Origin of the sequence: Candidatus Vagococcus giribetii, assembly GCF_017316185.1 — a bacterium.
Classification (GTDB): Bacteria; Bacillota; Bacilli; order Lactobacillales; family Vagococcaceae; genus Vagococcus; species Vagococcus giribetii.
In genome coordinates this window covers 1-24,345 of the sequence record NZ_JAFLVX010000022.1, presented here as the reverse complement: position 1 = coordinate 24,345, position 24,345 = coordinate 1, and the positions used below count along the sequence as shown (strand labels likewise).

Below are 24,345 nucleotides of genomic sequence, written 5' to 3'. Positions count from 1 at the left end.
AATTAGAAATGGAAACAATGACAAAACAACAAGCAGAGTGGATTTACAAAACAATGAATGATATTAGAAATTTTGAGGATGAAGTTCATCGCATTTTTACAACAGGGGAAATCCCAGGGTTTGTCCATTTGTATGCTGGTGAAGAAGCCGTTGCAACAGGTGTCTGTGCTCATTTAACTAATTCAGATTACATTACGAGTACTCACCGTGGTCATGGCCATTGTATTGCAAAAGGTTGTGACTTGAATGGAATGATGGCTGAAATTTTTGGTAAGGAGACAGGTCTTTGTAAAGGTAAAGGTGGTTCAATGCATATTGCCGATATTGACAAAGGTATGTTGGGTGCTAACGGTATGGTTGGCGGAGGTTTCCCAATTGCTGTTGGGGCAGGACTTCGTAATAAATACTTAAAAACCAAAGATGTAGCAATTTGCTTTTTTGGTGATGGTGCTGCGAACGAAGGGACTTTCCATGAGGGAATTAATATGGCATCAATTTGGAACTTACCAGTTGTTTTTGTTTGTGAGAATAATGGTTTTGCTGAATCAACATCAGTTAAATATGCATCAGGATCTAAGACGATTGCGGAACGAAGCGTAGCCTATGGTATCCCAGGTGTACGAGTTGAAGGAAAAGATTTAGTTGCGGTTTATGAAGCTGCCGGAGAAGCGATTGATAGAGCTCGTCGCGGAGAAGGGCCGACCCTTTTAGAATGTGTGACTTATAGAAATTATGGGCATTTTGAGGGAGATGAACAAAAATACAAAGCAAAAGAAGGGGAAGAAAAAGACTACGCAACTATTGATAATATAGTTGAGTTTAGAAAGGTAGCTATTGAAAATAAATGGTTATCAGAAAAAGTAGCGAACAACATTGAAGCTCAATCAATAAAAGATACAGAAGATGCAGTTACTTTTGCAAGAGAAAGTTCAGTACCAAAACCAGAAGCATTATACGAAGATGTGTCTATCTAAAAAATTAATTATAAGGAGTGACAACAATGAGTAGAAGAATTACGTTTATGCAAGCAATTAATGAAGGTTTAGATATGTCAATGGACAGAGATGAGCGAGTTATTCTTTTAGGAGAAGATATTGCGGGTGGAACTCATATTGAACATCTCGAAGGAGAAGGAGCTTGGGGCGGTGTATTTGGTGTAACAAAAGGATTAGTCGAAAAACATGGCTATGAGCGAGTTATTGATACGCCAATTTCAGAAATGGGCTACATGGGAGCTTCAGTAGGGGCTGCAGCGACTGGTTTACGTCCTGTTCCAGAGTTAATGTTTAATGATTTTCTAGGATTCTGTTTTGATACGCTGTTAGCTCAAGGTTCAAAAATGCGTTACATGTTTGGTGGAAAAGCAACTATTCCCATGACTGTTAGAACTTGTCACGGAGCAGGAGCTTCAGCTGCAGCGCAACACTCAGGTTCTTATTACGGTATGTTTGGTTCTATACCAGGATTAAAAGTTGTTGTTCCTTCAAATCCGTATGATGCAAAAGGGCTGCTAATTTCAGCGATTGAAGATGACAACATTGTAATTTTCTCAGAAGATAAAACGTTATATGGTATTAAAGACGAAGTACCAGAAGACTATTATAAAGTAGAAATTGGAAAAGCTAAAGTGAAGCGTGAAGGTACTGATTTAACTATTGTTACTATTGGGAAAATGCTATATGTGGCATTAGATGTAGCTGAAGAACTTGAAAAATCAGGTGTGTCTGTTGAAGTAATTGATTTAATTACTGTGGCACCATGGGATCAGGAAACGATTATCCAATCAGTTAAAAAAACAGGTCGATTGATTGTTATTGATGAAGCGAATCCGCATAATAATACGGCAACAGATATTGCCTCTGTTATTAGTGATAAAGCATTTGATTACTTAGACGGGCCAATCAAATGTATCTGTGCACCAAATACACCAGTGCCGTTTGCAAGTAACTTAGAGGCACTTTATTTACCAAATAAAGAAAAAGTATTAAAAGAAGCAGAAGAATTAATTCAAGACTTAAAATAAAGGGTAGGTGAAAAAAATGGCAGAATCATTATTAATGCCAACATTAGGTTTAACAATGACAGAAGGAACAGTGGATCAATGGTATAAACAAGTAGGAGATCCTGTTGCAAAAGGGGAGGCTATTGTTTCTATTAGTTCGGAAAAATTAACTCATGATGTAGAGTCACCTATTGATGGGGTATTACTTGATATTACAGCTGACAATGGTGAAGAAATTGTCTGTCAAGGTGTGATTGGCTATGTTGGTGAGGTCGGAGAAAGTGTTTCAAATAATCAAACACCTGAAGAGATTATTTCTAAGGCAGATATTACAGTAACAGCAGTACCTAAAGAAACCCCAATACCAACTCCTAAAAGAGTCTCTGGAGAACGAATTTTTGCTACTCCCCTTGCTAGAAAAATAGCAGCAGATAAAGGGTATTCTCTAGAAGAAATTATAGGAACAGGTGGTAATGGTAGAATAACTAGACGAGATGTAGAACGATTTATTCCTCAAGTTACTGTAGCAGCAATTTCTCAAGTAGCGGGTGAAGGTTTAGAGGGAATGCGTAAAGTTATTGCTCAAAGAATGCATCATAGTCTACAACAATCTGCTCAGCTAACACTACATCGAAAAGCAGATATCACCCAATTATTAGCTTTTAGAAGAGATCTAAAAGAAAAAACAGGAGATCAACTAGGTCGAAGTACTTTAAGTATTAACACGTTGCTAATTAAAGCTGTAAGTTTAGCATTGAGAGACAAACCAGAGATGAATGCTTCATACAATGGTACTGAATATAAACAACATGACGCAATTCATATGGGAGTGGCAGTTGCTGTTGATGATGGTTTAGTGGTTCCTGTAATTAGAGATGTGACAACAAAAACGTTAAGTGAAATTGGTTCTGAGTTTATAAAAGTAACTTCTCAAGCAATTGATGGGACATTGCCTAGTGACTTATACAGTGGTTCAACATTTACCATCACTAATTTAGGTACCTCAGGAGTTGAGTATTTCACACCAATTTTAAACACACCAGAAATCGGTATATTGGGAATTGGCTCAATGAGTTCGAAGTTAATCTTTAACAAAGAAAAAGAAATAACAGAAATCCAAGAATTACCACTAAGTTTAACGTTTGATCATCAAGTAGTAGATGGTTCACCAGCAGCAGAATTTTTAGCTCAAATTGTTTACTACATAGAGAATCCTTACTTATTAATCGTATAACAAACAAAAAAACCTGCTGAATTGATGAGATTACTCATTAATTCGGCAGGCTATTTTGTGTTTATTTATCTAATAAAGCTTTTAATTCGTCAGTTGAGATTTTTTGATCAAAAACTTCTTCACCAATAATCACAGTTGGAATAAAGAAGACATTTGCTTCTTCAGCTTCTTTTAAAATACGTGTTGTCATATTTTCGTATTCTTGTAAAGACAACCCTAATTCATTTACGGCATAAGCAGCAATCTCTGTATGATCTTCTAAATCACCCCAGACATCCTGAGTCTTGTAAATAGATTGAATAGCGCTTAAGGCAGAGGCATCAGTTGGTACATGGTGATGCATGATATTTCCTTTGGCTAAGCTAGGTTTTTCTTTATCAAATAACTTAATGACACGTTGAATTTTTCCAGCATTTACGTATTCTTGTAACAAATCATTTTTTTCATCAAACCATTGTCGACAAAATGGACATCTGATATTAATGAATTCAATCACTTTAATAGGAGCTTCGTTGTCTCCAATTTTGATACCAGTGTCTGTGTTTAATTTTGTTACATCTACATCTGTCATTCCCATATTTAGTCACATCCTATTTTAAGTTAGAACTATTTACCATGACTTCATCAATTAAGCCGTATTCTTTAGCTTCTTGTGCAGACATGAAATTGTCGCGGTCAGTATCTTTTTCAATAATTGAAATATCTCGACCTGTGTTTTCTGCTAAAATTTTGTTTAATCGATCACGTGTATTTAAAATGTGTTTAGCAGCGATCTCGATCTCAGTTGCTTGACCTTGTGCGCCACCTAATGGTTGATGGATCATGATTTCAGCATTTGGTAAAGCAAAACGTTTACCTTTAGTTCCTGCTGATAATAAGAAACTTCCCATAGAAGCAGCCATACCTAAAACGATAGTTTGAACGTCTGCTTTGATGAAGTTCATTGTGTCGTAAATAGCAAGCCCAGCAGAAACACTACCACCAGGTGAGTTGATGTAGATAAAGATATCTTTTTCTGGATCTTGAGCATCTAAGAATAATAATTGAGCAATGACTGAGTTAGCAACATTGTCATCAATTGGTCCACTTAACATAATAATGCGGTCTTTTAAAAGTCTTGAGTAAATGTCGTAAGCTCTTTCGCCACGAGAAGATTGCTCGATAACTGTTGGTATTAAATTCATAAAAATTCCTCCTAAACTAAAACTTCAATAGCTACATTTTAACATAGTTTAAATCATCTACCTAGAATAAAGTGTACCTAAATGGTCAATAAAGGTCAAAGAAAAAGCTCCTAAAATTAGAAGGAGAGAACCTTTATCAAAGGAGTGTCTGATGAGTTTAAAAAATGCTATAATAAAAAAAGAAAGCAAAGAGAAAATATCTCATTGCTTAACTGTAAACGCGTCCTAAGGGAATCGAACCCCTGTCTCAAGAACCGGAATCTTACGTGATATCCACTACACTAAGGACGCAAGTACTCTATCAATTTTATCAAAATAACTATAAATAGCAAGACAATTTACAGATGAGGAGATGATAAGCTTGAAGTTTGAGCAACGAATCCATCAAAACCAAACCCAAAAGCAAACTCAAAAACTCGCAATGACCCAAGAGTTGCAACAATCTATTCAAATGCTTCAATACAATACAGATGATTTACTAACATTCCTAGAAAATAAAGCCTTAGAAAATCCATTATTAGAGATAAAAGTTGATACAGATGATAGTTTACTTCTATATAAAAGTAAAAATCAAGGAAGTAGTCAGTCTGGGGATTCAAAAACAGAGTGGTTAGAGCAAGTTCCTGACAATCGTTTATCTTTGTTTGAGTACTTGATCAATCAAGTCCATCTAAACTACCGAGATACCTACTTAAGAAAACTAGTCTTACATTTGATTCAATTTGTTGATAAAAATGGTTATCTCAGTACACCATTAGAAGATATCAGAGTTCAGACACAGGCCACTGAGATTGAACTTTTAGATGCATTGACTCTACTACAAATGCTAGAGCCTACTGGGGTAGGTGCAAGGGATTTAAGAGAGTGTCTTTTACTACAAATTGAAAAAGATAACATAGCACCTAACTTAGCTTATATTATAGTAGAAGAATACTTTGAAGAGTTAGCCAATCGCAAGTGGAAAGTTATCGAAAAAGCATATGATATTGAGTTATTTGAAATTCAAGAAATTGTTGACTATATTCAAAAGTTGCAACCTTATCCAGGAGCAGGCTTTTCAAATGAAGATGAAAGTTTTATTATTCCAGATGTTATTGTGAAAGTTAAAGGAAAACAAATCGAAGTGACAAGTACTAAAAGAAGCACACCGACTCTTGTATTTCAGCAAAAATATTTTGAACAAATGAGTCAAAGAGCTGATAAAGAAGTCTTAGATTACTTGAAAAATCGAAAAAGTGAATTTGAATTTTTACAAAAAGGTGTCATTCAAAGGGGAAATACTATTTTACGAGTGGCAGAAGAAATTGTTTCTCAACAACACGATTTCTTCTTAGATCCAAAACGCCCATTAAAGTCTTTGCAATTAAAAGAAGTAGCTAAAAAAATAGGTGTCCATGAATCAACAGTCAGTAGGAGTGTTAATGGTAAATATCTGCAAACTGACTTTGGGATGTTTGAGTTACGATCTTTCTTCACTGTAGGGATTTCACAAGGTACAGAAGGCGATGAGTTATCGACAGATATGATCAAAAAAGAAATCCAACAGTTAGTTGATGAAGAAAATAAGAATAAACCACTTTCCGATCAAAAGATTGTTGAGAGTCTTTTATCTAAGGAAATTAAGATTTCAAGACGGACAGTTGCCAAGTATCGTGATGAACTTGATATCCCATCTTCGTCTAAAAGAAAGCGCTATGATAGAAAGTGAAGACAAAATTTTTAAAACCGACTTGAATAATTTGTGATTTACTGTTAGAATGATTTTGTAAGGTTGAGCAAAGCAAAAATATGTTTTTTGATTTTGATTCAACCTGTTTTTTTAAATACTATGGGTCGCAGTAAGTCTACGTTGGACAAAAAACGACCTACAAAGGAGTTTACCTCGATGCTTCACGATTTAGAGATGATTGAGAGAATTGCTCCTGACATGATGCAAGTGGTTGAAAGTAGGTATCGAATTCTTAGAAATATTTATTGGATGCAGCCAGTAGGTCGACGTACCTTAGCGCAAAAGTTAAATATCTCAGAAAGATCCTTACGAACTGAAACAGATTTTCTGAAACACTTGACCCTTATTGATGCAAACAAAAGTGGTATGTCTTTAACAAGCGAAGGCTTAGAGATTTACGAAGGCTTAGAGCAGTTTATGGCTGAGTATTCAGGCACTGGCGTTAAAGAGCGAGAGCTTGCTAAGAAATTAGGGATTGCTCGATGTATCATTGTAGCAGGAGATAGTGATCAAGAGAAAAAAGTTTTAGAAAAATTTGGCCCGATCGTTTCAGACCTTTTGGCAAACAAATTGCCAGATGGAGACAATACCATTGCCGTTATGGGTGGGACAACCATGGGAACAGTAGCACAAACCATGGGAAATTTAGAGACATCTAATCGACATGTCCTTTTTGTACCTGCAAGAGGTGGTGTTGGTGAGACAATCAACATTCAAGCTAATTCAATTAGCGGAATGATGGCTGAAAAAACAGGTGGAGATTTCAAACCCTTATATGTACCTGAACAAGTTAGTCCAGAAACGTATGAGTATTTATTACATGAACCTTCTGTTCAAAGTGTATTGAAGTTAATTGAAAATGCCAATGGCGTTATTCATAGTATCGGTGAGGCTCATCATATGGCAATACGCCGAGCAATGAGTGATGATGATTTAGAGATGCTAGAGGACAGAAAAGCTGTAGCAGAATCATTTGGTTACTTCTTTAACGAACAAGGTGAAGTGGTTTATAAAATCCCACGTATAGGTCTTCAATTAAAAGACCTACAACATATTCCGTATGTGATTGCGATAGCTGGTGGTAGTAGTAAGGCTAAAGTAATCGAAGCATACATCAAAAATGCACCGAAACAAACGTGGTTATTAACCGACGAAGGTGCTGCTAATCAGATTTTAAAAGAGGAAACTCTTTAAAAATAAAATAAATTTTTTCGATTTTCTAAAGGAGGAAATCTCGCATGACAGTAAAAGTAGGTATTAATGGTTTTGGACGTATTGGACGTTTAGCATTCCGTCGTATCCAAGAAGTAGCAGGATTAGAAGTAGTAGCAATCAATGACTTAACAGATTCAAAAATGTTAGCTCATTTATTAAAATATGATACTACACAAGGACGTTTCAATGGTGATGTTGAAGTTCATGATGGCTTCTTCAAAGTTAACGGAAAAGAAGTTAAAGTTTTAGCTAACCGTAATCCTGAAGAGTTACCATGGGGAGAATTAGGAGTAGACATCGTATTAGAATGTACTGGCTTCTTTACTTCTAAAGAAAAAGCTGAATTACACTTAAAAGGTGGAGCTAAACGTGTTGTTATTTCTGCACCAGGTGGAAACGACGTACCAACAGTTGTTTACAACACTAACCATGATATCTTAACAGGTAAAGAAACAGTAATTTCAGGTGCTTCTTGTACAACTAACTGTTTAGCACCAATGGCTGACGCTTTAAACAAAAACTTTGGTATTGTTGAAGGATTAATGACAACTATCCATGGTTACACTGGAGACCAAATGACATTAGACGGTCCTCACCCAGGTGGAGACTTCCGTCGTGCACGTGCTGCTGCAGAAAACATCGTACCTAACACAACTGGTGCTGCTAAAGCTATCGGTTTAGTTATTCCAGAATTAAACGGAAAATTAGACGGAGCTGCTCAACGTGTTCCTGTTGCAACTGGTTCATTAACAGAATTAGTAACTGTTTTAGACAAAAAAGTTACTGTTGAAGAAGTTAATGCTGCAATGGAAGCTGCTGCTAACGAATCTTACGGTTACACAACTGATCAAATCGTATCATCTGATATCGTAGGTATGACTTTTGGATCATTATTTGATGCAACTCAAACTAAAGTAATGACAGTTGGAGACCAACAATTAGTTAAAACTGTATCTTGGTATGATAACGAAATGTCATATACAGCTCAATTAGTTCGTACTTTAGAATACTTTGCAAACTTAGCTTAATTTTAACTTAATACATAAGTTTAAAATTTCATTTGAAGCGGGGAAGCTGCACGCTTCCTCGCTTTTTAATTAACCATTTACGGGAGGATTTACTCATTATGGCGAAAAAAACTGTTGAAGATTTAGATTTAAAAGGGAAAAAAGTTCTGGTACGTGTGGATTTTAATGTGCCTTTAAAAGACGGAGAAATTACAAACGATAACCGTATCGTTGCTGCATTACCAACTATTAACTACATTTTAGAACAAGGTGGATCAGCTATTTTGTTCTCTCACTTAGGTCGTGTGAAAACAGAAGAAGACAAAGCAGGTAAATCATTAAAACCTGTAGCAGAACGTCTATCTGAATTATTAGGTAAATCAGTTAATTTTGTAGCTGAAACAAGAGGCGAGATTTTAGAATCAGCTGTGGCTAAATTAACAGCAGGAGATATCTTAGTTGTTGAAAACACTCGTTTTGAAGACATCGATGGCAAAAAAGAAAGCAAAAACGATCCAGAATTAGGTAAATACTGGGCATCATTAGGTGATGTATTCGTAAATGACGCTTTTGGTACTGCTCACCGTGCTCATGCATCAAACGTGGGAATCGCTTCTAACTTACCTTCTGCAGCAGGTTACTTAATGGAAAAAGAAATCAAATTTATCGGTGGCGCAGTTGATGAGCCAAAACGTCCTTTCGTTGCTATCTTAGGTGGCGCTAAAGTATCTGATAAAATTGGTGTTATTGAAAACCTAATCGAAAAAGCTGATAAAATCCTTATCGGTGGTGGAATGACTTATACATTCAACAAAGCTTTAGGTCGTGAAATTGGTAAATCAATCGTTGAACTAGACAAAGTTGATTTAGCAAAATCATTATTAGAAAAAGCTGGAGACAAAATTATCTTACCAGTAGATACTGTATGTGCTGCTGACTTTGATAACGACGCTCCAACTGAAATTCATGAAAACAACATTCCTGCTGATTTAGAAGGTTTAGACATTGGTCCTAAATCAATCGAATTATTCACTAAAGAATTACAAGGTGCTAAAACAGTTGTATGGAATGGCCCAATGGGAGTTTTTGAATTACCAACATTTGCTAAAGGAACAATCGGTGTTTGTGAAGCAATTGCTAATTTAGAAGATGCAACAACAATCATTGGTGGTGGGGATTCTGCAGCAGCAGCGATTCAATTAGGCTATGCTGAAAAATTCACACATATCTCAACTGGTGGTGGAGCTTCTTTAGAATACTTAGAAGGTAAAAAATTACCAGGCGTTGAGTCTATCTCAGATAAATAAAATTAAAGGGGTAAAAGAATAATGCGTAAACCTATTATTGCAGGAAACTGGAAAATGAATAAAACAGTATCAGAAGCAAATACTTTTGCAGAAGCTGTTAAAAATAGTATTCCATCAAACGACAAAGTGGATTCAGTGATTGGATCACCAGCACTTTTCTTAACAGATTTAGTTAAGATTGCTAAAGGAACTGATTTAAAAATTTCAGCTCAAAACTGTTACTTTGAAAACAGTGGAGCATTCACTGGTGAAACGTCACCTGCTGCTTTAGCTGACTTAGGCGTTGACTATGTGATTATTGGTCACTCAGAACGTCGTGAATACTTCGGCGAAACTGACGAAGATATTAACAAAAAAGCAAAAGCAATTATCGCTAACGGTATGACACCAATCCTTTGTTGTGGTGAAACATTAGAAACTTATGAAGCTGGAAAAACAGCTGAATGGATCGAAGGACAAATCACTGGTGGCTTGAAAGATTTAACGGATGAGCAAGTATCTAACTTAGTTATTGCTTACGAACCAATCTGGGCAATCGGAACTGGTAAATCAGCTGACGCTAATATTGCAGACGAAATCTGTGGCGTAGTTCGTAGTACTGTTGTAAAACTTTACAACGATACTGTTGCAAGCAAAGTTCGTATCCAATACGGTGGTTCAGTTAAACCTGAAAACATTGCAGAATACATGAGTAAAGAAAACGTTGATGGTGCCTTAGTTGGTGGAGCTGCTCTTGAAGTAGATTCATTCTTAGCACTATTGGAGGCTGTAAAATAGTATGACAAAAGCACCTATCGCTATGATTATCCTTGATGGATATGGAAAACGCGACGAAGTAACAGGTAATGCTGTTCTTCAAGCAAATACACCTAACTTTGACCGTTACTGGAATGAATTTCCACATAACCAACTAAAAGCTTCTGGCCTTGATGTTGGTCTTCCAGAAGGTCAAATGGGTAACTCTGAAGTAGGGCACACAAACATTGGTGCAGGACGTATTGTCTACCAAAGTTTAACTCGTATTGATAAAGCGATTCAAGATGGAGAATTCCAAACGAATACAGCTTTAAACAATGGGATTGACCATGCTTTAAACAATGACTCAGACTTACATTTATTCGGATTATTATCTGATGGTGGTGTTCACAGTCATCAAAATCACTTGTATGCTTTACTTAAAATGGCTAAAGAAAAAGGTGTTAAAAACACTTATGTTCATGCCTTTTTAGATGGACGTGACGTATCACCAACATCAGGTAAAGGTTACATGGAAGAGCTAGTTCAATTCATGACTGAATTAGGTTATGGAGAAGTAGCTACAGTCTCAGGTCGATTCTACGCAATGGACCGTGACAAACGTTGGGAACGTGTTGAAAAAGCTTATAACGTTTTAGTGAACGGTGAAGGAAATAAAGCATCTAACCCAGTTGAAGCGATTATTGCTTCTTACGCTGACGGTAAAAACGATGAGTTTGTTATCCCAACTGTGATTGAAAAAGACGGGCAACCTGTAGGAAGTGTTAAAGACAACGATGCCGTTATCTTCTTTAACTTCCGTCCAGACCGTGCGATTCAATTATCTAATGCATTCACTGATGTTGAGTGGGAATTCTTTACAAGAGAAAATCATCCGACAAATGTTAAATTTGTAACGATGACTCTATACAATCCAAGCATTGTTGCAGAAGTAGCTTATCCACCAATCGAAATGAAAAACGTTATTGGCGAAGTTCTTTCAAACAAAGGACTTAAACAATTACGTATTGCTGAAACTGAAAAATACCCACATGTTACTTTCTTTATGAATGGTGGACGTAATGAGGAGTTTGAAGGTGAAAGCCGTATTTTAATCAACTCACCAAAAGTTGAAACATATGATTTGCAACCTGAAATGAGTGCTTACGAAGTGACTGAAGCATTAGTAGCAGACATTGAAGCAGACAAACATGATGCGATTCTTTTAAACTTTGCTAACCCAGATATGGTAGGTCATTCTGGTATCTTAGAAGCTGCGATTAAAGCAATTGAAGCAGTTGATGAGTGTTTAGGTAAAGTAGTTGATGCGATCCACGCTAAAGGTGGTCATGCCATTATTTTTGCGGATCATGGTAACTCAGAAACAATGACGACACCAGAAGGCGATCCTCATACAGCACATACAACAGTACCTGTCCCAGTTATTGTGACAAAAGCTGGTGTTGAATTAAGAGACGGTGGTCGTTTAGCAGACATCGCTCCAACGATGTTAGATTTATTAGGGGTTGAAAAACCTGAAGAAATGACCGGAGAGTCATTAATTAAATAGTCCGTTTTTCATTGTAAGAAGATGAAAAACCAGTTAAAATGATACTAAGGGATTTTATCCCCTAGCAATAAAACAATAATCCTAAAGGAGAGAAAAAAACAATGTCAATTATTACTGATGTTTATGCTCGCGAAGTCCTAGACTCACGTGGAAACCCAACAATCGAGGTAGAAGTTTATACTGAAAGTGGTGCTTTTGGTCGTGGAATGGTTCCTTCTGGAGCTTCAACTGGTGAATATGAAGCCGTTGAATTACGTGATGGAGATAAATCTCGTTATTTAGGTAAAGGTGTTTTAAAAGCTGTTGATAACGTGAACAACATTATCGCTGAAGAAATTATTGGTTATGACGTACGTGACCAAATGGCAATCGACAAAAAAATGATCGAATTAGACGGAACTCCAAACAAAGGTAAATTAGGAGCTAACGCTATTTTAGGTGTTTCTATCGCTGCTGCTCGTGCTGCTGCTGATTACTTAGAAATTCCTTTATACCACTACTTAGGTGGATTTAACACTAAAGTATTACCAACTCCAATGATGAACATCATCAACGGTGGATCACATGCTGACAACAGCGTTGACTTCCAAGAGTTCATGATTATGCCTGTTGGTGCATCAACATTTAAAGAAGCTATCCGTATGGGTACTGAAGTATTCCATAACTTAGCAGCTGTATTAAAATCAAAAGGTTTAAACACTGCTGTAGGTGACGAAGGTGGATTCGCTCCTGACTTAGCATCTAACGAAGAAGCTTTAGAAGTTATTATCGAAGCTATCGAAAAAGCTGGATACGTTCCAGGAAAAGACGTTCGTTTAGCAATGGACGTTGCTTCATCAGAATTCTACAACAAAGAAACTGGTAAATATGACCTAACTTCTGAAGGACGTTCTTTAACTTCTGAAGAAATGGTAGCATTATATGAAGAATTATGTGCTAAATACCCAATCATCTCAATCGAAGATGGATTAGATGAAAACGACTGGGAAGGATTCAAACACTTAACAGAAAAATTAGGTAAAAAAGTACAATTAGTTGGTGACGACTTATTCGTAACTAACACAGAAAAATTAGCTCGTGGTATCGAAGAAGGTATCGCTAACTCAATCTTAATCAAAGTTAACCAAATCGGTACTTTAACTGAAACGTTTGAAGCTATTGAAATGGCTAAAGAAGCTGGATACACTGCAGTTGTTTCTCACCGTTCTGGTGAAACTGAAGATGCAACAATCGCTGATATCGCTGTTGCAACTAACGCTGGTCAAATCAAAACAGGTTCTGCTAGCCGTACTGACCGTATTGCTAAATACAACCAATTATTACGTATTGAAGACCAATTAGGTGAAGTAGCTGAATACAAAGGTTTAGCTTCATTCTACAACTTAAACGATAAATAATTACAATTTTAAATAAGTTTATTCTAATAGGAATTAAAACTGATCGGACGTAACACTCTCTAGTGAATGCTAGGGGGTGTTTTTTTGTTTGGTCGAATCTACGTATTTAGGTTAAGAATTTTAGTTAAGTAGTTTAAAAAGTATGTAGTCTCTCAATAAGAAAAAAAGAATGTCAATCTATTATTGACAATTCACATTAAATAACATAAATTGGTTTAGAATTCATTTTTTAGAAAATGGATTTGTTATAAAATAAGTGAAACATTATCTTGGGAGAAATAGATGAAAAAATTAAATTTTACTAGAAGCGATAAATTAACTAAATTGAGTAGTGGGAAATTAGTTGAAATAATTTCTACAGATGGTGAGTGGGCCACAAGTCTTAAGGATCAAGAGATTTCTGAATTAGGCTACTTAATTAGTGATAATAATTTAGATGAAGATGTTAAACCTTTGTTCGACGAAGATGATGAAAATCCATTCTTATATAACAAAGCTATGAAATGTTTGTTTATAGAATATCTTTTCAATATATGGGAAGCCGAAACTAGTATTGAATATGCTAGATTGGCCCTACAAGAAGGAGAAGTGTACGAAGAGAAGTTTGATAAAAGTTTGATAGATTTTTCAGAAGAAGAAGTTATAGAAGCTATTAATGGTCTTGGTGATAAATTCTCTTTCTACGGTCTTAAATATAGAATAAAAATTTATAAAGACTATTACAATTTTTATTCAAAAAATTATGGATTTAAAGAAAAGGATAATTTGTGGGCTAAATACCAAACAACCAAGGTTCTTTCTCAAGTACTATCTGTAGAAGAAGAAGAAAAGAACCTGACAAGGGAAGATCTTGTATCTTTATTCCATTCTATGATGAATCATCAACAAGGTATTATTCCTTTGTTAATTTTTGAAGGTATTAATCTTTCAAGAATTGAAGAGAGAGACGAGCTGAGACATATACTTAAGACCGATGTCTCATCTGATTCTATATTAATAAGGGCATATACAGATGAATTAGATGGTCATGGTTTTAACTTGGCTGTAGATAGATTTATTGAAATAGATGAAGATGTAATGAGATGTGTCGTAAAAACAGTTATGACCGATAGTATTATTCGAATCAATAGACACGAATTTGAATATTTGGAATTAGCAGACACACCTTATCTGCTTAGAAGTTCTATGGGAAGAAGACCTAAAGAGAAAGACGATTCTCTCTCCATAAGCTACGGTGGAACATACAACAGATTCAAAGAATGTAGAAAACAAATGGAGTCAGTAAATTCTGAATTTGATAATTTTTCTACTAGATATATTGCTAACTGTGGTAGAAGCTACTATATTTCTAGATACATGAATGAAGGGCTTTCTGAAACGGACGCTATTATCAAAACATTAAAAAGATTCGGGGAATGGAACACCATTGGAAATTACAAACAAGATGTAAAGTTAGATACAAACAAAATTAGAATAGCCCGTTTACGTCGTTCTTATGGTTTGTATAATTAGATTAATGGAGGAATTTAGTTGAAGTATACAAGAATGTTTTTTTCTGCAATATTTGATACATTAGCAATAGTAGTCAGTATGTGGTTGTTTTTTCTAATAGTCATGGTAGGTATCTTTATTTTATATTATAAGACTGGATTCCTAATGAATCCATGGCTACCTATAGGTTTGTTTTTCATTTATGTTTTATTCAGGAAAGATGGAGTTATTGAGACCTTAATAGAAGAGAATAAAATTGGAGAATTTGATTAAAATAAAATTATTTAGCCACTGAGAAATCAGTGTTTTTTTTGTCAAAAAGAGAAGGTATTAATCATAAATACCTTCTCCGTCTGCAGCTATACCATCTTCAATTTGATCTGCGTCAAGAATGTGCTCCCAATCTTCGATGTTTCCATCATTGATTGGGATAGTTGTATCTTCTCCTTTTACATAAGTCTCTTTTTTATATGTGTTTTTATTTTGTTGATTAGAAGAAACGTCTCCTCTCCCCTTTACAGTTCCATCATCTTCGTATGTTCTGTTTTTACCAGCTTCTCTGCTTTCGCTAGTTATTGCGTAATTCACAACATAATGATTATTAAACGTATTAGAGTCATCAATATAGTCAAGATTTACTTTTAGATATGTTTCGTGTGAAAATATTCCGTACTCTTGATCCTCGACAAGATCTGCGTTAAAACTGATAATCATATTTTCTTCATCTAATTTAAAATCTCTTAGATTTTTAAATTCCATATTATCAATATTGTCTTCTAGTCTTATGTTTTCGAAATCTAACTTCTTAACCATCTCAACAGGTGCTGTTGTCATTATGTTATTTGTTAAATCGTCTGAACTAATATTTTGGTCATATAGTTTAAATGAAAAGTTTAGAGTCTGACCATTTTTTAATAAAAATCTTTCAATTTCAGTGCTATTAATATCTTTTGATTTGACTTTTGGTAATTCAGTTCCATCAGAATTAACAATTGAATTTGATTTAACAAACATTCTATTAACGTAGCCAAGGTCTGATTCAGCTTCACTTTTCTGAATTTTAGCTTGCTGTTTTGCTGTTTCTTGTTCCTCAATAGTCGGGACTCTACCAGCTGTTAACATAATAAAGGTAAATATAACAGCGATTATAAAACCTGTTCCTTGAATTTTTCCATCTTTCATTTAGACTATCCACTCCTTGTTATCAAATTTTATTATAACCTATAATAGATGTTTTTGTTATTTAATTGTCAATAGTATTAGTTTCAAGATAGTGTTTTTTCCGTTACATAATATTTACAATGCTCAAGTCATTCTAAAGGTGTGAGAAACAAATATTAATATAGTCCGGAAGTTACTATAACTAAACGAAACTTCATTAGTCATTCATTAAAATCAAATGTAATTAAATCGATAGCTTAAGTTAAAAGAGGCTGTTGAATAACTTAGATTTTAAATAATTCGCCTATATAAAAAGAACATAATGTAGTAAAATGTTTATATAATTATGTAAATTAAAGACTATGAATAAATTAATTAGCTAGGAGAATGAAAATGTATAGTATCGGGTTAGATATTGGGATTTCAAGCTGTGGTTGGTCGATTATTAATGATAAAAATGGTCAAATTATTGATTTAGGCGTTTCATTATTCAGCGCTAAAAATAGTGAGAATAATTTAACTAGAAGAACTAGTAGAGGTGCGAGACGACTTTTAAGTAGAAAAGTTACAAGACTTAGTGATGCAAAAGAAAAAATGTCAGCCATTGGTTTTGTAGAAGAAAAAAATTTAAAAAATGTTTGTCCGTATGAGTTAAGAGTTAAAGGATTGACTGAACAACTAACTAAAGGGGAAATTTTCCGAGTTGTTAATCATATTGTAAAAAAAAGAGGGATTAGTTATTTAGATGAGGATAGTGAAGAAGGAGCAAAAGAAAGTCAGGATTACAAAAATCAAGTTCGTCATAATACTGAGTTACTAAGAGAGCTTACACCTGGACAGATTCAATTAAATAGATTAAAAGATAAAGGACGAGTAAAAACAGGGAAAAATAACTTAGGCGAATTTCAATTAAATGTGTTTACAGTCTCAGCTTATGTAAATGAATTGAACCAGGTATTGAGTAAACAACAAGAGTTTTACTCTGAGATTACAGAGGATTTTATCCAATTTTTCGTTAATAAAGAGTTTGGAGAAACAGCAGGTTTAATTTATCGCAAACGACCTTATTACCATGGACCAGGAAATAAATATAATACAAGTTCATATGGCAGATGGGCAGATTATGAGAAGACTGGAAAACCAGCAGAGAACATTTTTGATAAACTAATTGGAGTAGACATACAAGGTGAATTACGTGCTAGTTCAAGCAGTCTATCAGCTCAAATTTATAACCTCTTAAATGATTTAAATAATTTAAGATTGCCAACTGAGCAAGAAAGAGTTTCAGAAGAACAAAAAACTAGTATTATTAGCTATTTAATGGAAGAAGAGGTAACTCGATTTGGTCCGAATGACTTAGCGAAATTACTAGGATTTCAGAGAAAAGAGATTAAAGGATGGCGTATAGATAAAAATGATAAACCTGAAGTTCATTCGTTGAAAACATATAGAGATTGGCGAGTGATATTTAAAGAACAAGGAATAGAATTAAACAATTTTTCAAAGGAAACAGTTGATGCTATTGCCAAAGTAATAACTTTAAATACTGAATTAGACGGTGTCAAAAATACATTAGATTTAGAGTTGACTGATTTTGATAAAAATGTTAACGATATAATTTGTCAAAAATTTAAGGAATTGAAGAGAAAAGCTAGTAATAGCTCTTGGCACAGTTTCTCTTTAAAAACACTATCTCAAATTACACCATTAATGATTGCCTATCCGATGGAACAAAATACAGCATTAGAAGAACTGGGACTAAAAGTAGAATTGAGAGACAGGTATGCTGATTACAAAAGAATACCAATTAAACAAGTAATTAATGACATTTATAACCCAACTGTCAATAAATCAGTTAGTCGTTCGCTTCACGTTCTTAATGAACTTATTGCGAAATATGGAAAAGAAAATATTAGCTATGTAACCATTGAAATGCCTAGAGATAAGAATGAAGATGATGCAAAAAAAACGATAAAGAGTATCCAAAAGCATAATGAGGATAGAAAGAAAATGAGTGAGAAATTCTTATTAGAGCAATCTGGTTGGAATGAAACCAAGTTTGAATTAGAAATGAGAAAGAAAGGTTTTGCAGCGAAAATTGGTTACTATTATGAACAAAATGGCCGTTGTGCTTATTCAGGAGAACCTATTAGTCCTGAATTGTTAATCACTAATGCTACAGAAATAGATCATGTTATTCCACTGTCAATTAGCTTAGATGATTCTATGAATAATAAAGTCCTCGTTAAATCAGAAGCAAATCAGGAAAAAGGTCAACGTAGCCCCTTTCAAGCTTATCAAGATGGTGCTAAATTAGGACAAACCTGGTCTGAATACGAAAATTGGGTGATGCAGACGTACAAGAAGAAACATAAAAGAAACATATTATTAGATCAAAGAGACATCTTTGATCCTGAAGTAAGAGCCAAGTTTGTTGCTAGAAATTTGAATGATACTCGCTATGCAAGTCGTGTGGTATTAAACACGATTCAAAGTTTTTTCAATAACAGTGAGACGAAAGTAAGAGTAGTTACTGGAAGTTATACCCATACACTTCGTAAGAAGTGGGGAGAGTCGTTAGATAAAACGCGTGAGACCCATCATCATCATGCTGTAGATGCTATATTGTGTGCTGTTTCTCCTTTTGTTAGGGTCGATCGATATGACTATCGCTTTGATGAAGAAGGTGGAAAATACATGCTTGATCAAGAAACAGGTGAGATGATTCCTTACCAAGAATATAAAAAAATGAATTTACTGGATAGAAAGTCATATATTCCTAAATGGGATTCATTTATTGGTCAACTATTACCAGTTCGACTATATCCAAAAATTAAGTTTTCTCATCAAGTTGATAATAAAAATAATAGAAAAATAAGCGATGCTACTATTTATTCAACACGAGTGGTTACTGATACAACTATAAAAAGGGGGAAAGAGGTAACAACTGAAGACACATTATTAATTGATAAAATCAAAGATATCTATTCTGTAGATGGTTGGAAGAAATTTGATAAGTGTAAAGATAAATTGTTAGCTAAGAAGAACGATCCTGAAACATATAAAATTTTGTGTGAAATAGCGGGAAAATACCCTGACTTTGAGGAAGTACAAGATCCATCTGGGAAAGTGAAAAAGGTTGATAGATCACCTTTTGAGAGATATTGTACTGATAACGATGTTGTAGGCATTAGGAAATATTCAAAAAAAGGAAACGGTCCTTTTATCAAAGATTTGAAGTATTATAATAAAAAAATAGGTAGCCACATTAATATTACAAGAGATGAGTTTGGAAATAAATGTGAGCAGACGAAAAACGCTAAACAAGTTGTTTTGTTGTCACTGAAACCTTGGAGAACAGACGTCTATTATAATCAAGAACTAGATAAGTATGAGTTACTTGGGATAAAATACAATCATCTGACTTATCAAAATGGAGAATATGGGGTTCCTGTTCAAGTGTATAAGGAACTAAAAGAATTAGAAAAAATCTCTAATAACAGCGAATTTTGCTTTAGTTTATATAGAAAGACTCGAGTATTGATAGAAGATGGAGATGAAGAACTAGAAGCTTTGTTTAGTTCAAGGACAACAAATAATCTCAACTATATAGAGTTAAAACCTATTGATAAAGAACAATGGGAAAAGAGTGAAGAGGTTCCATTATTTGGTAAAGTTTCTAATAGTCGATTCATAAAAAAATTACAACCAAGTATGAAAATAGGAAAAATAAACACTGATCATCTGGGTAATAAATATTATGTTACAAAAGAGATTTTAAAGAATATTATTTAAATAATATATTGATTAAATGGTCAGATGTGTTATAATTGTTTTGTAATCGACGGATTGCTTTGTTCGACGGAACATAAGGTTTTTTATAATTTTACTGATAAGGAATTATTGAGAATCTACAAAAATAAGGCTTTATGCCGAATTTACATCACCGATTCGGTGATGTTTTTTTATTATTACAGGAGGTGAAAGATTGGGATTTAGGACAGTATTTGTAAAAAATGGAGAAACTTTGCGAGTTAAATTGGATAATTTAGAGGTGGTAAAAGAAAGAGATAGTTTTATTATTCCTTTGAGCGATATTGAAAGCGTTATCTTGGAAGGGGAGCAAACAAGTGTAAGCAGTCGAATACTAGCGAAATTTGCCCAGTACCATATTGAGTTAATTGTTTGTGATAGTAAATATCTACCAGCAGGAGTATTTCTTGGCTTGGGTCAATATCATAGGAGTGCCAAAAGGGCTATTTGGCAAAGCGATTGGACTGAGGAACAAAAACAGACCATATGGACAGAGATTGTTCGTCAAAAAATAAATAATCAGATTGCATTCTCTGAATATGTCAATATTAAAGAAGAACGATTAAACATTATGAAGGACTTACGCGACAATCTACAATTAGGAGATGAAACAAATCGTGAGGGGCATGTTGCAAAAGTATATTTTAATTCTCATTTTGGTTTAGGGTTTACTCGAGAAGATGATAGTTTGCCTAACGCTTGTATGGATTATGGGTATGCGATTGTCAGAGCTCAAATGGCAAGATGTGTCGTGGCTCAAGGCATGTTACCCATGTTAGGCGTATTTCATCGAAATGAATACAATTCGTTTAATTTAGTTGATGATTTAATGGAACCTTTTAGACCATTAATGGATTATTATATTCATAGACATGTTCTATCAACTGATGAAGAATATTTAACTTATGATAATAGGATTCAACTAATTGATTTTCTGAATCAGAAAATTAAAATCAATAATAAAAAAATCTATATCAATCAATGTATGACTGAATATGTCATTTCCTTTATTAAAAGCATGGAGAAAAGGGAATTTAGTTATTTAATGGAGATAAACTTAGCAGATTTTGTGGAGTGTGAAAGAAAGTGAGTTATGAGAGAGTGAGACTAGTATGTATGTTTGATTTACCTTCAGAAACAAAAAATGAAATGCGAGAGTACCGAGTCTTTAGAAAGAGTTTATTAGAAAATGGATTTGTCATGCTACAGTATTCAATTTATTACAGAAGTCTTCCTAATAGAAGTGCATTAAAAAAATATGAATCGATTTTGAAAAGATTAGTTCCTCAAGGTGGTAATGTAAGACTACTTTACGTTTCAGAAACTCAATTTCAAGATATGATAGTGCTTGCAGGAAGCCGTAGTAGGCAAGAAGAAGTTGTAGGTGCTAATAGATTGGTGGTTATTTGATGACTGAGATCAAAATTGAATACGAAAATGGTAAATTTATAGAAGTAAATCTGACAGATTATTTATTTTTCGTTGGTGGTCATAATAAGTGGAAAAGAAAAATTATCAGATCTTTAAAAAGGTTTAGCATAGCAAAAAATCTTAATGAACTAGAAGAAGAAGTTTATGGAGAAAATGGAATTGAGTTTTATTATGATAATAAACAATTGAAAAGTCGTAATACTACAATTTTATTTTTAGAGGATAATATGAGTATAAATAAACAGTTATCATTTACTAAGGGAAATCTCATGTATCAACAGTTAACTCAATTACAACATGAGATTGATATTACTACACAAATGGAAAGAATAAATGATGAACTAATAAATTTAGAGTTAATCATTAATCAGCATTTGAGTAAATTTTCTGATTCAATAAGTAGTAATTTAGGAAATAAACTTTTTTCTGATTTATTAAAGGAGAGTTTGGAGTTAATTTATTTTACTGAAAAGCATGAGTATTCGTTGGAGATGATAAATTCAAGTGAGCTTCTAGATGAGTACATTAAGTTGCTGGAAAAAATGATTAATGAAAAGGAGGAGATGGTTTGGTTAGTCATAATTAATCCAGAGAGCTTCTTAGAAACGACTGACTTAAATTTATTGTTTGAAGAATTAAAAAGGATAGCTCGAGAAACAAAGCAACTCAAATTTTTTATTTTTTCTAATCGTAGTTTAGACATTAATTATTCAATTGAGGATATAGAGAAGACCGTACTTTTATATGATACATATGAGCAATTACCTGAGTTTTGTTACTTTAAAGAAAGCATCGAGAGACATTATCCTGATACATTAAATTTGAGTTCTAAGGATTTAGTGGAAAGCTTTTTTCGAATATCTCATTTAGTTGGTAATAGTAAGTATGATAACTTTTACTTAGATGCAAGAGATATGATATTATTAAAAGTGCTAAATAGTATTTTAGAAGTTAACTCATCAACTGAGACGTCAGTTCAACAGTTAACGAAATTAGAAAAAGCCTTTTTAAAATAGTTTCATTAGGAATAAAAATAAATTTGAGGTTTTTGTACTCTCAATAATTCCTTATCAGTAAAACTGCATTATCATTACTGGCTAGATAATATGAGTTTTTGTACTCTCAATAATTCCTTATCAGTAAAACTATTACTATTTTGCATGGCGCTAAACGTTCGTTTTTGTACTCTCAATAATTCCTTATCAGTAAAACATCCTTCTGCTGAACACCTAGATACTATCTGTTTTTGTACTCTCAATAATTCCTTATCAGTAAAACTTTTAGATGTGTGCTACCTAACACTACAGTGTTTTTGTACTCTCAATAATTCCTTATCAGTAAAACGTCCCTCTGTTTCGGTTGCTGGTGCATCGGTTTTTGTACTCTCAATAATTCCTTATCAGTAAAACCAGAATCAATTGTTGAGTTTGAAGAACCTAGTTTTTGTACTCTCAATAATTCCTTATCAGTAAAACTAAACAAACCACATAACTATAATTGTTGTCGTTTTTGTACTCTCAATAATTCCTTATCAGTAAAACTTCTTCTATGTTCATTTCTATATTGGCTATGTTTTTGTACTCTCAATAATTCCTTATCAGTAAAACCAAAAAGGTTTCCTATTCGGTCGCTTTTCCGTTTTTGTACTCTCAATAATTCCTTATCAGTAAAACCAATGCTTCAGCTAGGTAACCAATATCAGTGTTTTTGTACTCTCAATAATTCCTTATCAGTAAAACTAAAAACGACCAACAATTAAGTCAGTCGTTGTTTTTGTACTCTCAATAATTCCTTATCAGTAAAACTTGAAACACGCACGTAAATTCCGACTTTCAGTTTTTGTACTCTCAATAATTCCTTATCAGTAAAACATAAAATAATACTTTTATTCAACAAAAAGTGTTTTTGTACTCTCAATAATTCCTTATCAGTAAAACCTTGTCTAAAATCAAAGTCTCCTGTTTCATGTTTTTGTACTCTCAATAATTCCTTATCAGTAAAACCAACTGCTCCCGGGTCACCTGCACCATGAGTTTTTGTACTCTCAATAATTCCTTATCAGTAAAACATCGTTGTGTTGGTAATTCAACTATTTACAGTTTTTGTACTCTCAATAATTCCTTATCAGTAAAACTTATGTTCAAGTTTCTAATAACACGATTCTGTTTTTGTACTCTCAATAATTCCTTATCAGTAAAACCATTGCCTTAGAAAACCCACGTACACCACAGTTTTTGTACTCTCAATAATTCCTTATCAGTAAAACATTCGCCAAACTACAAACAACGTTCACATTGTTTTTGTACTCTCAATAATTCCTTATCAGTAAAACATTCATAAATTGGCATGTTTTTACCTCCGATGTTTTTGTACTCTCAATAATTCCTTATCAGTAAAACTTTACTATCAAATTGATACGAAGTTATCTGGTTTTTGTACTCTCAATAATTCCTTATCAGTAAAACCGTTGTTGACATAATACAAAATGTGTACTAGTTTTTGTACTCTCAATAATTCCTTATCAGTAAAACAAAGCACTAGCTTTAGCCACAAGCAACGAGGTTTTTGTACTCTCAATAATTCCTTATCAGTAAAACCTAACACATAATAACTTTTCTGTATGTATTGTTTTTGTACTCTCAATAATTCCTTATCAGTAAAACAAACAGCAGAACAATTCTTTAAAGGTTATGGTTTTTGTACTCTCAATAATTCCTTATCAGTAAAACAATCACGAAATTATCTACGATGATGATTAGGTTTTTGTACTCTCAATAATTCCTTATCAGTAAAACCCTATTAAGACATGATTATAAAGCTGTAGTGTTTTTGTACTCTCAATAATTCCTTATCAGTAAAACAAACGAAGTTAATCATGGGCATAGTACACAGTTTTTGTACTCTCAATAATTCCTTATCAGTAAAACAACTTTGTTTATCGATTATTGCTTTACTTTGTTTTTGTACTCTCAATAATTCCTTATCAGTAAAACCAAATTACACAAATGGTAATGATGGCAACTGTTTTTGTACTCTCAATAATTCCTTATCAGTAAAACGTAAGTTGCT

Annotated in this window: 19 protein-coding genes, 1 tRNA gene and 1 CRISPR repeat array; of the genes, 16 read left to right on the top strand and 4 right to left on the bottom strand. The window is 33.8% G+C overall.

Features of this window, described 5'->3' with window-relative positions; genetic code table 11:
• Window positions 1–8: 8 nt before the first annotated feature.
• From DOK76_RS09235 to DOK76_RS09225, 3 genes are read left to right on the top strand one after another with little or no spacing between them, the layout of a single operon-like run.
• Complete coding sequence (locus tag DOK76_RS09235) at window positions 9–974, top strand: thiamine pyrophosphate-dependent dehydrogenase E1 component subunit alpha (RefSeq protein WP_206967053.1); 966 nt, start codon at window positions 9–11, stop codon at window positions 972–974.
• A 26-nt stretch (window positions 975–1,000) separates the two neighbouring features.
• The gene (locus tag DOK76_RS09230; protein ID WP_206967051.1) at window positions 1,001–2,023 is read left to right on the top strand and encodes an alpha-ketoacid dehydrogenase subunit beta; all 1,023 of its coding nucleotides are present in this window, start codon (window positions 1,001–1,003) and stop codon (window positions 2,021–2,023) included.
• A 16-nt stretch (window positions 2,024–2,039) separates the two neighbouring features.
• Entirely contained in the window at window positions 2,040–3,236 is a 1,197-nt protein-coding gene (locus DOK76_RS09225) for a dihydrolipoamide acetyltransferase family protein (RefSeq protein ID WP_206967049.1), read from the top strand.
• Window positions 3,237–3,297: 61 nt separating this feature from the next.
• Here DOK76_RS09225 and DOK76_RS09220 read toward each other — a convergent pair whose 3' ends face one another.
• The 3 genes from DOK76_RS09220 to DOK76_RS09210 all read right to left on the bottom strand — a co-directional run bounded on the left by DOK76_RS09220 (window position 3,298) and on the right by DOK76_RS09210 (window position 4,711).
• Window positions 3,298–3,813, bottom strand: coding sequence for a thioredoxin domain-containing protein (locus tag DOK76_RS09220; protein ID WP_206967047.1), 516 nt, complete (start codon window positions 3,811–3,813; stop codon window positions 3,298–3,300).
• Between the two features lie 13 nt (window positions 3,814–3,826).
• A complete protein-coding gene (gene clpP / locus DOK76_RS09215) occupies window positions 3,827–4,420 on the bottom strand; it encodes an ATP-dependent Clp endopeptidase proteolytic subunit ClpP (protein ID WP_206967045.1) in 594 nt (197 codons plus the stop codon).
• Between the two features lie 219 nt (window positions 4,421–4,639).
• A tRNA-Arg gene (locus DOK76_RS09210) sits at window positions 4,640–4,711 on the bottom strand.
• 70 nt (window positions 4,712–4,781) lie between these two features.
• Here DOK76_RS09210 and rpoN point away from each other — a divergent pair.
• From rpoN to DOK76_RS09170, 9 genes are all read left to right on the top strand, one after another.
• Complete coding sequence (gene rpoN / locus DOK76_RS09205; RefSeq protein ID WP_206967043.1) at window positions 4,782–6,128, top strand: RNA polymerase factor sigma-54; 1,347 nt, start codon at window positions 4,782–4,784, stop codon at window positions 6,126–6,128.
• A gap of 177 nt (window positions 6,129–6,305) precedes the next feature.
• Window positions 6,306–7,343 (top strand): sugar-binding transcriptional regulator, encoded by a 1,038-nt coding sequence (locus tag DOK76_RS09200; protein WP_206967041.1) that lies wholly within the window; start codon window positions 6,306–6,308, stop codon window positions 7,341–7,343.
• Window positions 7,344–7,387: 44 nt separating this feature from the next.
• Window positions 7,388–8,392, top strand: coding sequence for a type I glyceraldehyde-3-phosphate dehydrogenase (gene gap, locus DOK76_RS09195; RefSeq protein ID WP_206967038.1), 1,005 nt, complete (start codon window positions 7,388–7,390; stop codon window positions 8,390–8,392).
• Window positions 8,393–8,490: 98 nt separating this feature from the next.
• Complete coding sequence (locus tag DOK76_RS13165; protein WP_242542279.1) at window positions 8,491–9,678, top strand: phosphoglycerate kinase; 1,188 nt, start codon at window positions 8,491–8,493, stop codon at window positions 9,676–9,678.
• A gap of 21 nt (window positions 9,679–9,699) precedes the next feature.
• The gene (gene tpiA, locus DOK76_RS13160; protein WP_242542278.1) at window positions 9,700–10,455 is read left to right on the top strand and encodes a triose-phosphate isomerase; all 756 of its coding nucleotides are present in this window, start codon (window positions 9,700–9,702) and stop codon (window positions 10,453–10,455) included.
• 1 nt (window position 10,456) lies between these two features.
• Entirely contained in the window at window positions 10,457–11,983 is a 1,527-nt protein-coding gene (gene gpmI / locus DOK76_RS09185; protein WP_206967036.1) for a 2,3-bisphosphoglycerate-independent phosphoglycerate mutase, read from the top strand.
• Between the two features lie 101 nt (window positions 11,984–12,084).
• Complete coding sequence (gene eno / locus DOK76_RS09180; RefSeq protein ID WP_206967034.1) at window positions 12,085–13,380, top strand: phosphopyruvate hydratase; 1,296 nt, start codon at window positions 12,085–12,087, stop codon at window positions 13,378–13,380.
• A 282-nt stretch (window positions 13,381–13,662) separates the two neighbouring features.
• Window positions 13,663–14,892 carry a phage lytic cycle repressor MrpR family protein gene (locus DOK76_RS09175; RefSeq protein ID WP_206967031.1) on the top strand — a complete coding sequence of 410 codons (1,230 nt, stop codon included), beginning with the start codon at window positions 13,663–13,665 and terminating at the stop codon, window positions 14,890–14,892.
• Window positions 14,893–14,910: 18 nt separating this feature from the next.
• Window positions 14,911–15,144 carry a hypothetical protein gene (locus DOK76_RS09170; protein ID WP_206967030.1) on the top strand — a complete coding sequence of 78 codons (234 nt, stop codon included), beginning with the start codon at window positions 14,911–14,913 and terminating at the stop codon, window positions 15,142–15,144.
• A gap of 57 nt (window positions 15,145–15,201) precedes the next feature.
• On the opposite strand, the gene DOK76_RS09165 is transcribed toward DOK76_RS09170, so the two are convergent.
• On the bottom strand, window positions 15,202–16,053 hold the full coding sequence (locus tag DOK76_RS09165; RefSeq protein WP_206967028.1) for a hypothetical protein: 852 nt from the start codon (window positions 16,051–16,053) through the stop codon (window positions 15,202–15,204).
• 366 nt (window positions 16,054–16,419) lie between these two features.
• Between DOK76_RS09165 and cas9 the strand changes: the two genes are divergently transcribed.
• From cas9 to DOK76_RS09145, 4 genes are all read left to right on the top strand, one after another.
• Window positions 16,420–19,827, top strand: coding sequence for a type II CRISPR RNA-guided endonuclease Cas9 (cas9, locus tag DOK76_RS09160; protein ID WP_242542277.1), 3,408 nt, complete (start codon window positions 16,420–16,422; stop codon window positions 19,825–19,827).
• Between the two features lie 193 nt (window positions 19,828–20,020).
• Complete coding sequence (cas1, locus tag DOK76_RS09155; protein WP_206967026.1) at window positions 20,021–20,935, top strand: type II CRISPR-associated endonuclease Cas1; 915 nt, start codon at window positions 20,021–20,023, stop codon at window positions 20,933–20,935.
• 26 nt (window positions 20,936–20,961) lie between these two features.
• On the top strand, window positions 20,962–21,255 hold the full coding sequence (gene cas2 / locus DOK76_RS09150; RefSeq protein ID WP_206967102.1) for a CRISPR-associated endonuclease Cas2: 294 nt from the start codon (window positions 20,962–20,964) through the stop codon (window positions 21,253–21,255).
• Window positions 21,255–22,292 (top strand): P-loop NTPase family protein, encoded by a 1,038-nt coding sequence (locus DOK76_RS09145; protein WP_206967024.1) that lies wholly within the window; start codon window positions 21,255–21,257, stop codon window positions 22,290–22,292. Before cas2 ends, DOK76_RS09145 begins: the two co-directional genes overlap by 1 nt.
• A 28-nt stretch (window positions 22,293–22,320) precedes the next feature.
• Window positions 22,321–24,335: a CRISPR direct-repeat array (repeat unit 36 nt; unit sequence GTTTTTGTACTCTCAATAATTCCTTATCAGTAAAAC).
• Between the last annotated feature and the right edge of the window lie 10 nt (window positions 24,336–24,345).

What these genes read in the sequence shown, in the direction of transcription:
- cas9 (WP_242542277.1), top strand. Translation starts at nt 16,420, where the DNA reads ATGAAAATGTATAGTATCGGGTTAGATATTGGGATTTCAAGCTGTGGT.
- eno (WP_206967034.1), top strand. Translation starts at nt 12,085, where the DNA reads ATGTCAATTATTACTGATGTTTATGCTCGCGAAGTCCTAGACTCACGT.
- DOK76_RS09200 (WP_206967041.1), top strand. Translation starts at nt 6,306, where the DNA reads ATGCTTCACGATTTAGAGATGATTGAGAGAATTGCTCCTGACATGATG.
- tpiA (WP_242542278.1), top strand. Translation starts at nt 9,700, where the DNA reads ATGCGTAAACCTATTATTGCAGGAAACTGGAAAATGAATAAAACAGTA.
- clpP (WP_206967045.1), bottom strand. Translation starts at nt 4,420, where the DNA reads ATGAATTTAATACCAACAGTTATCGAGCAATCTTCTCGTGGCGAAAGA.
- DOK76_RS09225 (WP_206967049.1), top strand. Translation starts at nt 2,040, where the DNA reads ATGGCAGAATCATTATTAATGCCAACATTAGGTTTAACAATGACAGAA.
- DOK76_RS09235 (WP_206967053.1), top strand. Translation starts at nt 9, where the DNA reads ATGGAAACAATGACAAAACAACAAGCAGAGTGGATTTACAAAACAATG.
- DOK76_RS13165 (WP_242542279.1), top strand. Translation starts at nt 8,491, where the DNA reads ATGGCGAAAAAAACTGTTGAAGATTTAGATTTAAAAGGGAAAAAAGTT.
- gap (WP_206967038.1), top strand. Translation starts at nt 7,388, where the DNA reads ATGACAGTAAAAGTAGGTATTAATGGTTTTGGACGTATTGGACGTTTA.
- DOK76_RS09165 (WP_206967028.1), bottom strand. Translation starts at nt 16,053, where the DNA reads ATGAAAGATGGAAAAATTCAAGGAACAGGTTTTATAATCGCTGTTATA.
- DOK76_RS09220 (WP_206967047.1), bottom strand. Translation starts at nt 3,813, where the DNA reads ATGGGAATGACAGATGTAGATGTAACAAAATTAAACACAGACACTGGT.
- DOK76_RS09230 (WP_206967051.1), top strand. Translation starts at nt 1,001, where the DNA reads ATGAGTAGAAGAATTACGTTTATGCAAGCAATTAATGAAGGTTTAGAT.
- gpmI (WP_206967036.1), top strand. Translation starts at nt 10,457, where the DNA reads ATGACAAAAGCACCTATCGCTATGATTATCCTTGATGGATATGGAAAA.
- DOK76_RS09175 (WP_206967031.1), top strand. Translation starts at nt 13,663, where the DNA reads ATGAAAAAATTAAATTTTACTAGAAGCGATAAATTAACTAAATTGAGT.
- DOK76_RS09145 (WP_206967024.1), top strand. Translation starts at nt 21,255, where the DNA reads ATGACTGAGATCAAAATTGAATACGAAAATGGTAAATTTATAGAAGTA.
- cas2 (WP_206967102.1), top strand. Translation starts at nt 20,962, where the DNA reads ATGTTTGATTTACCTTCAGAAACAAAAAATGAAATGCGAGAGTACCGA.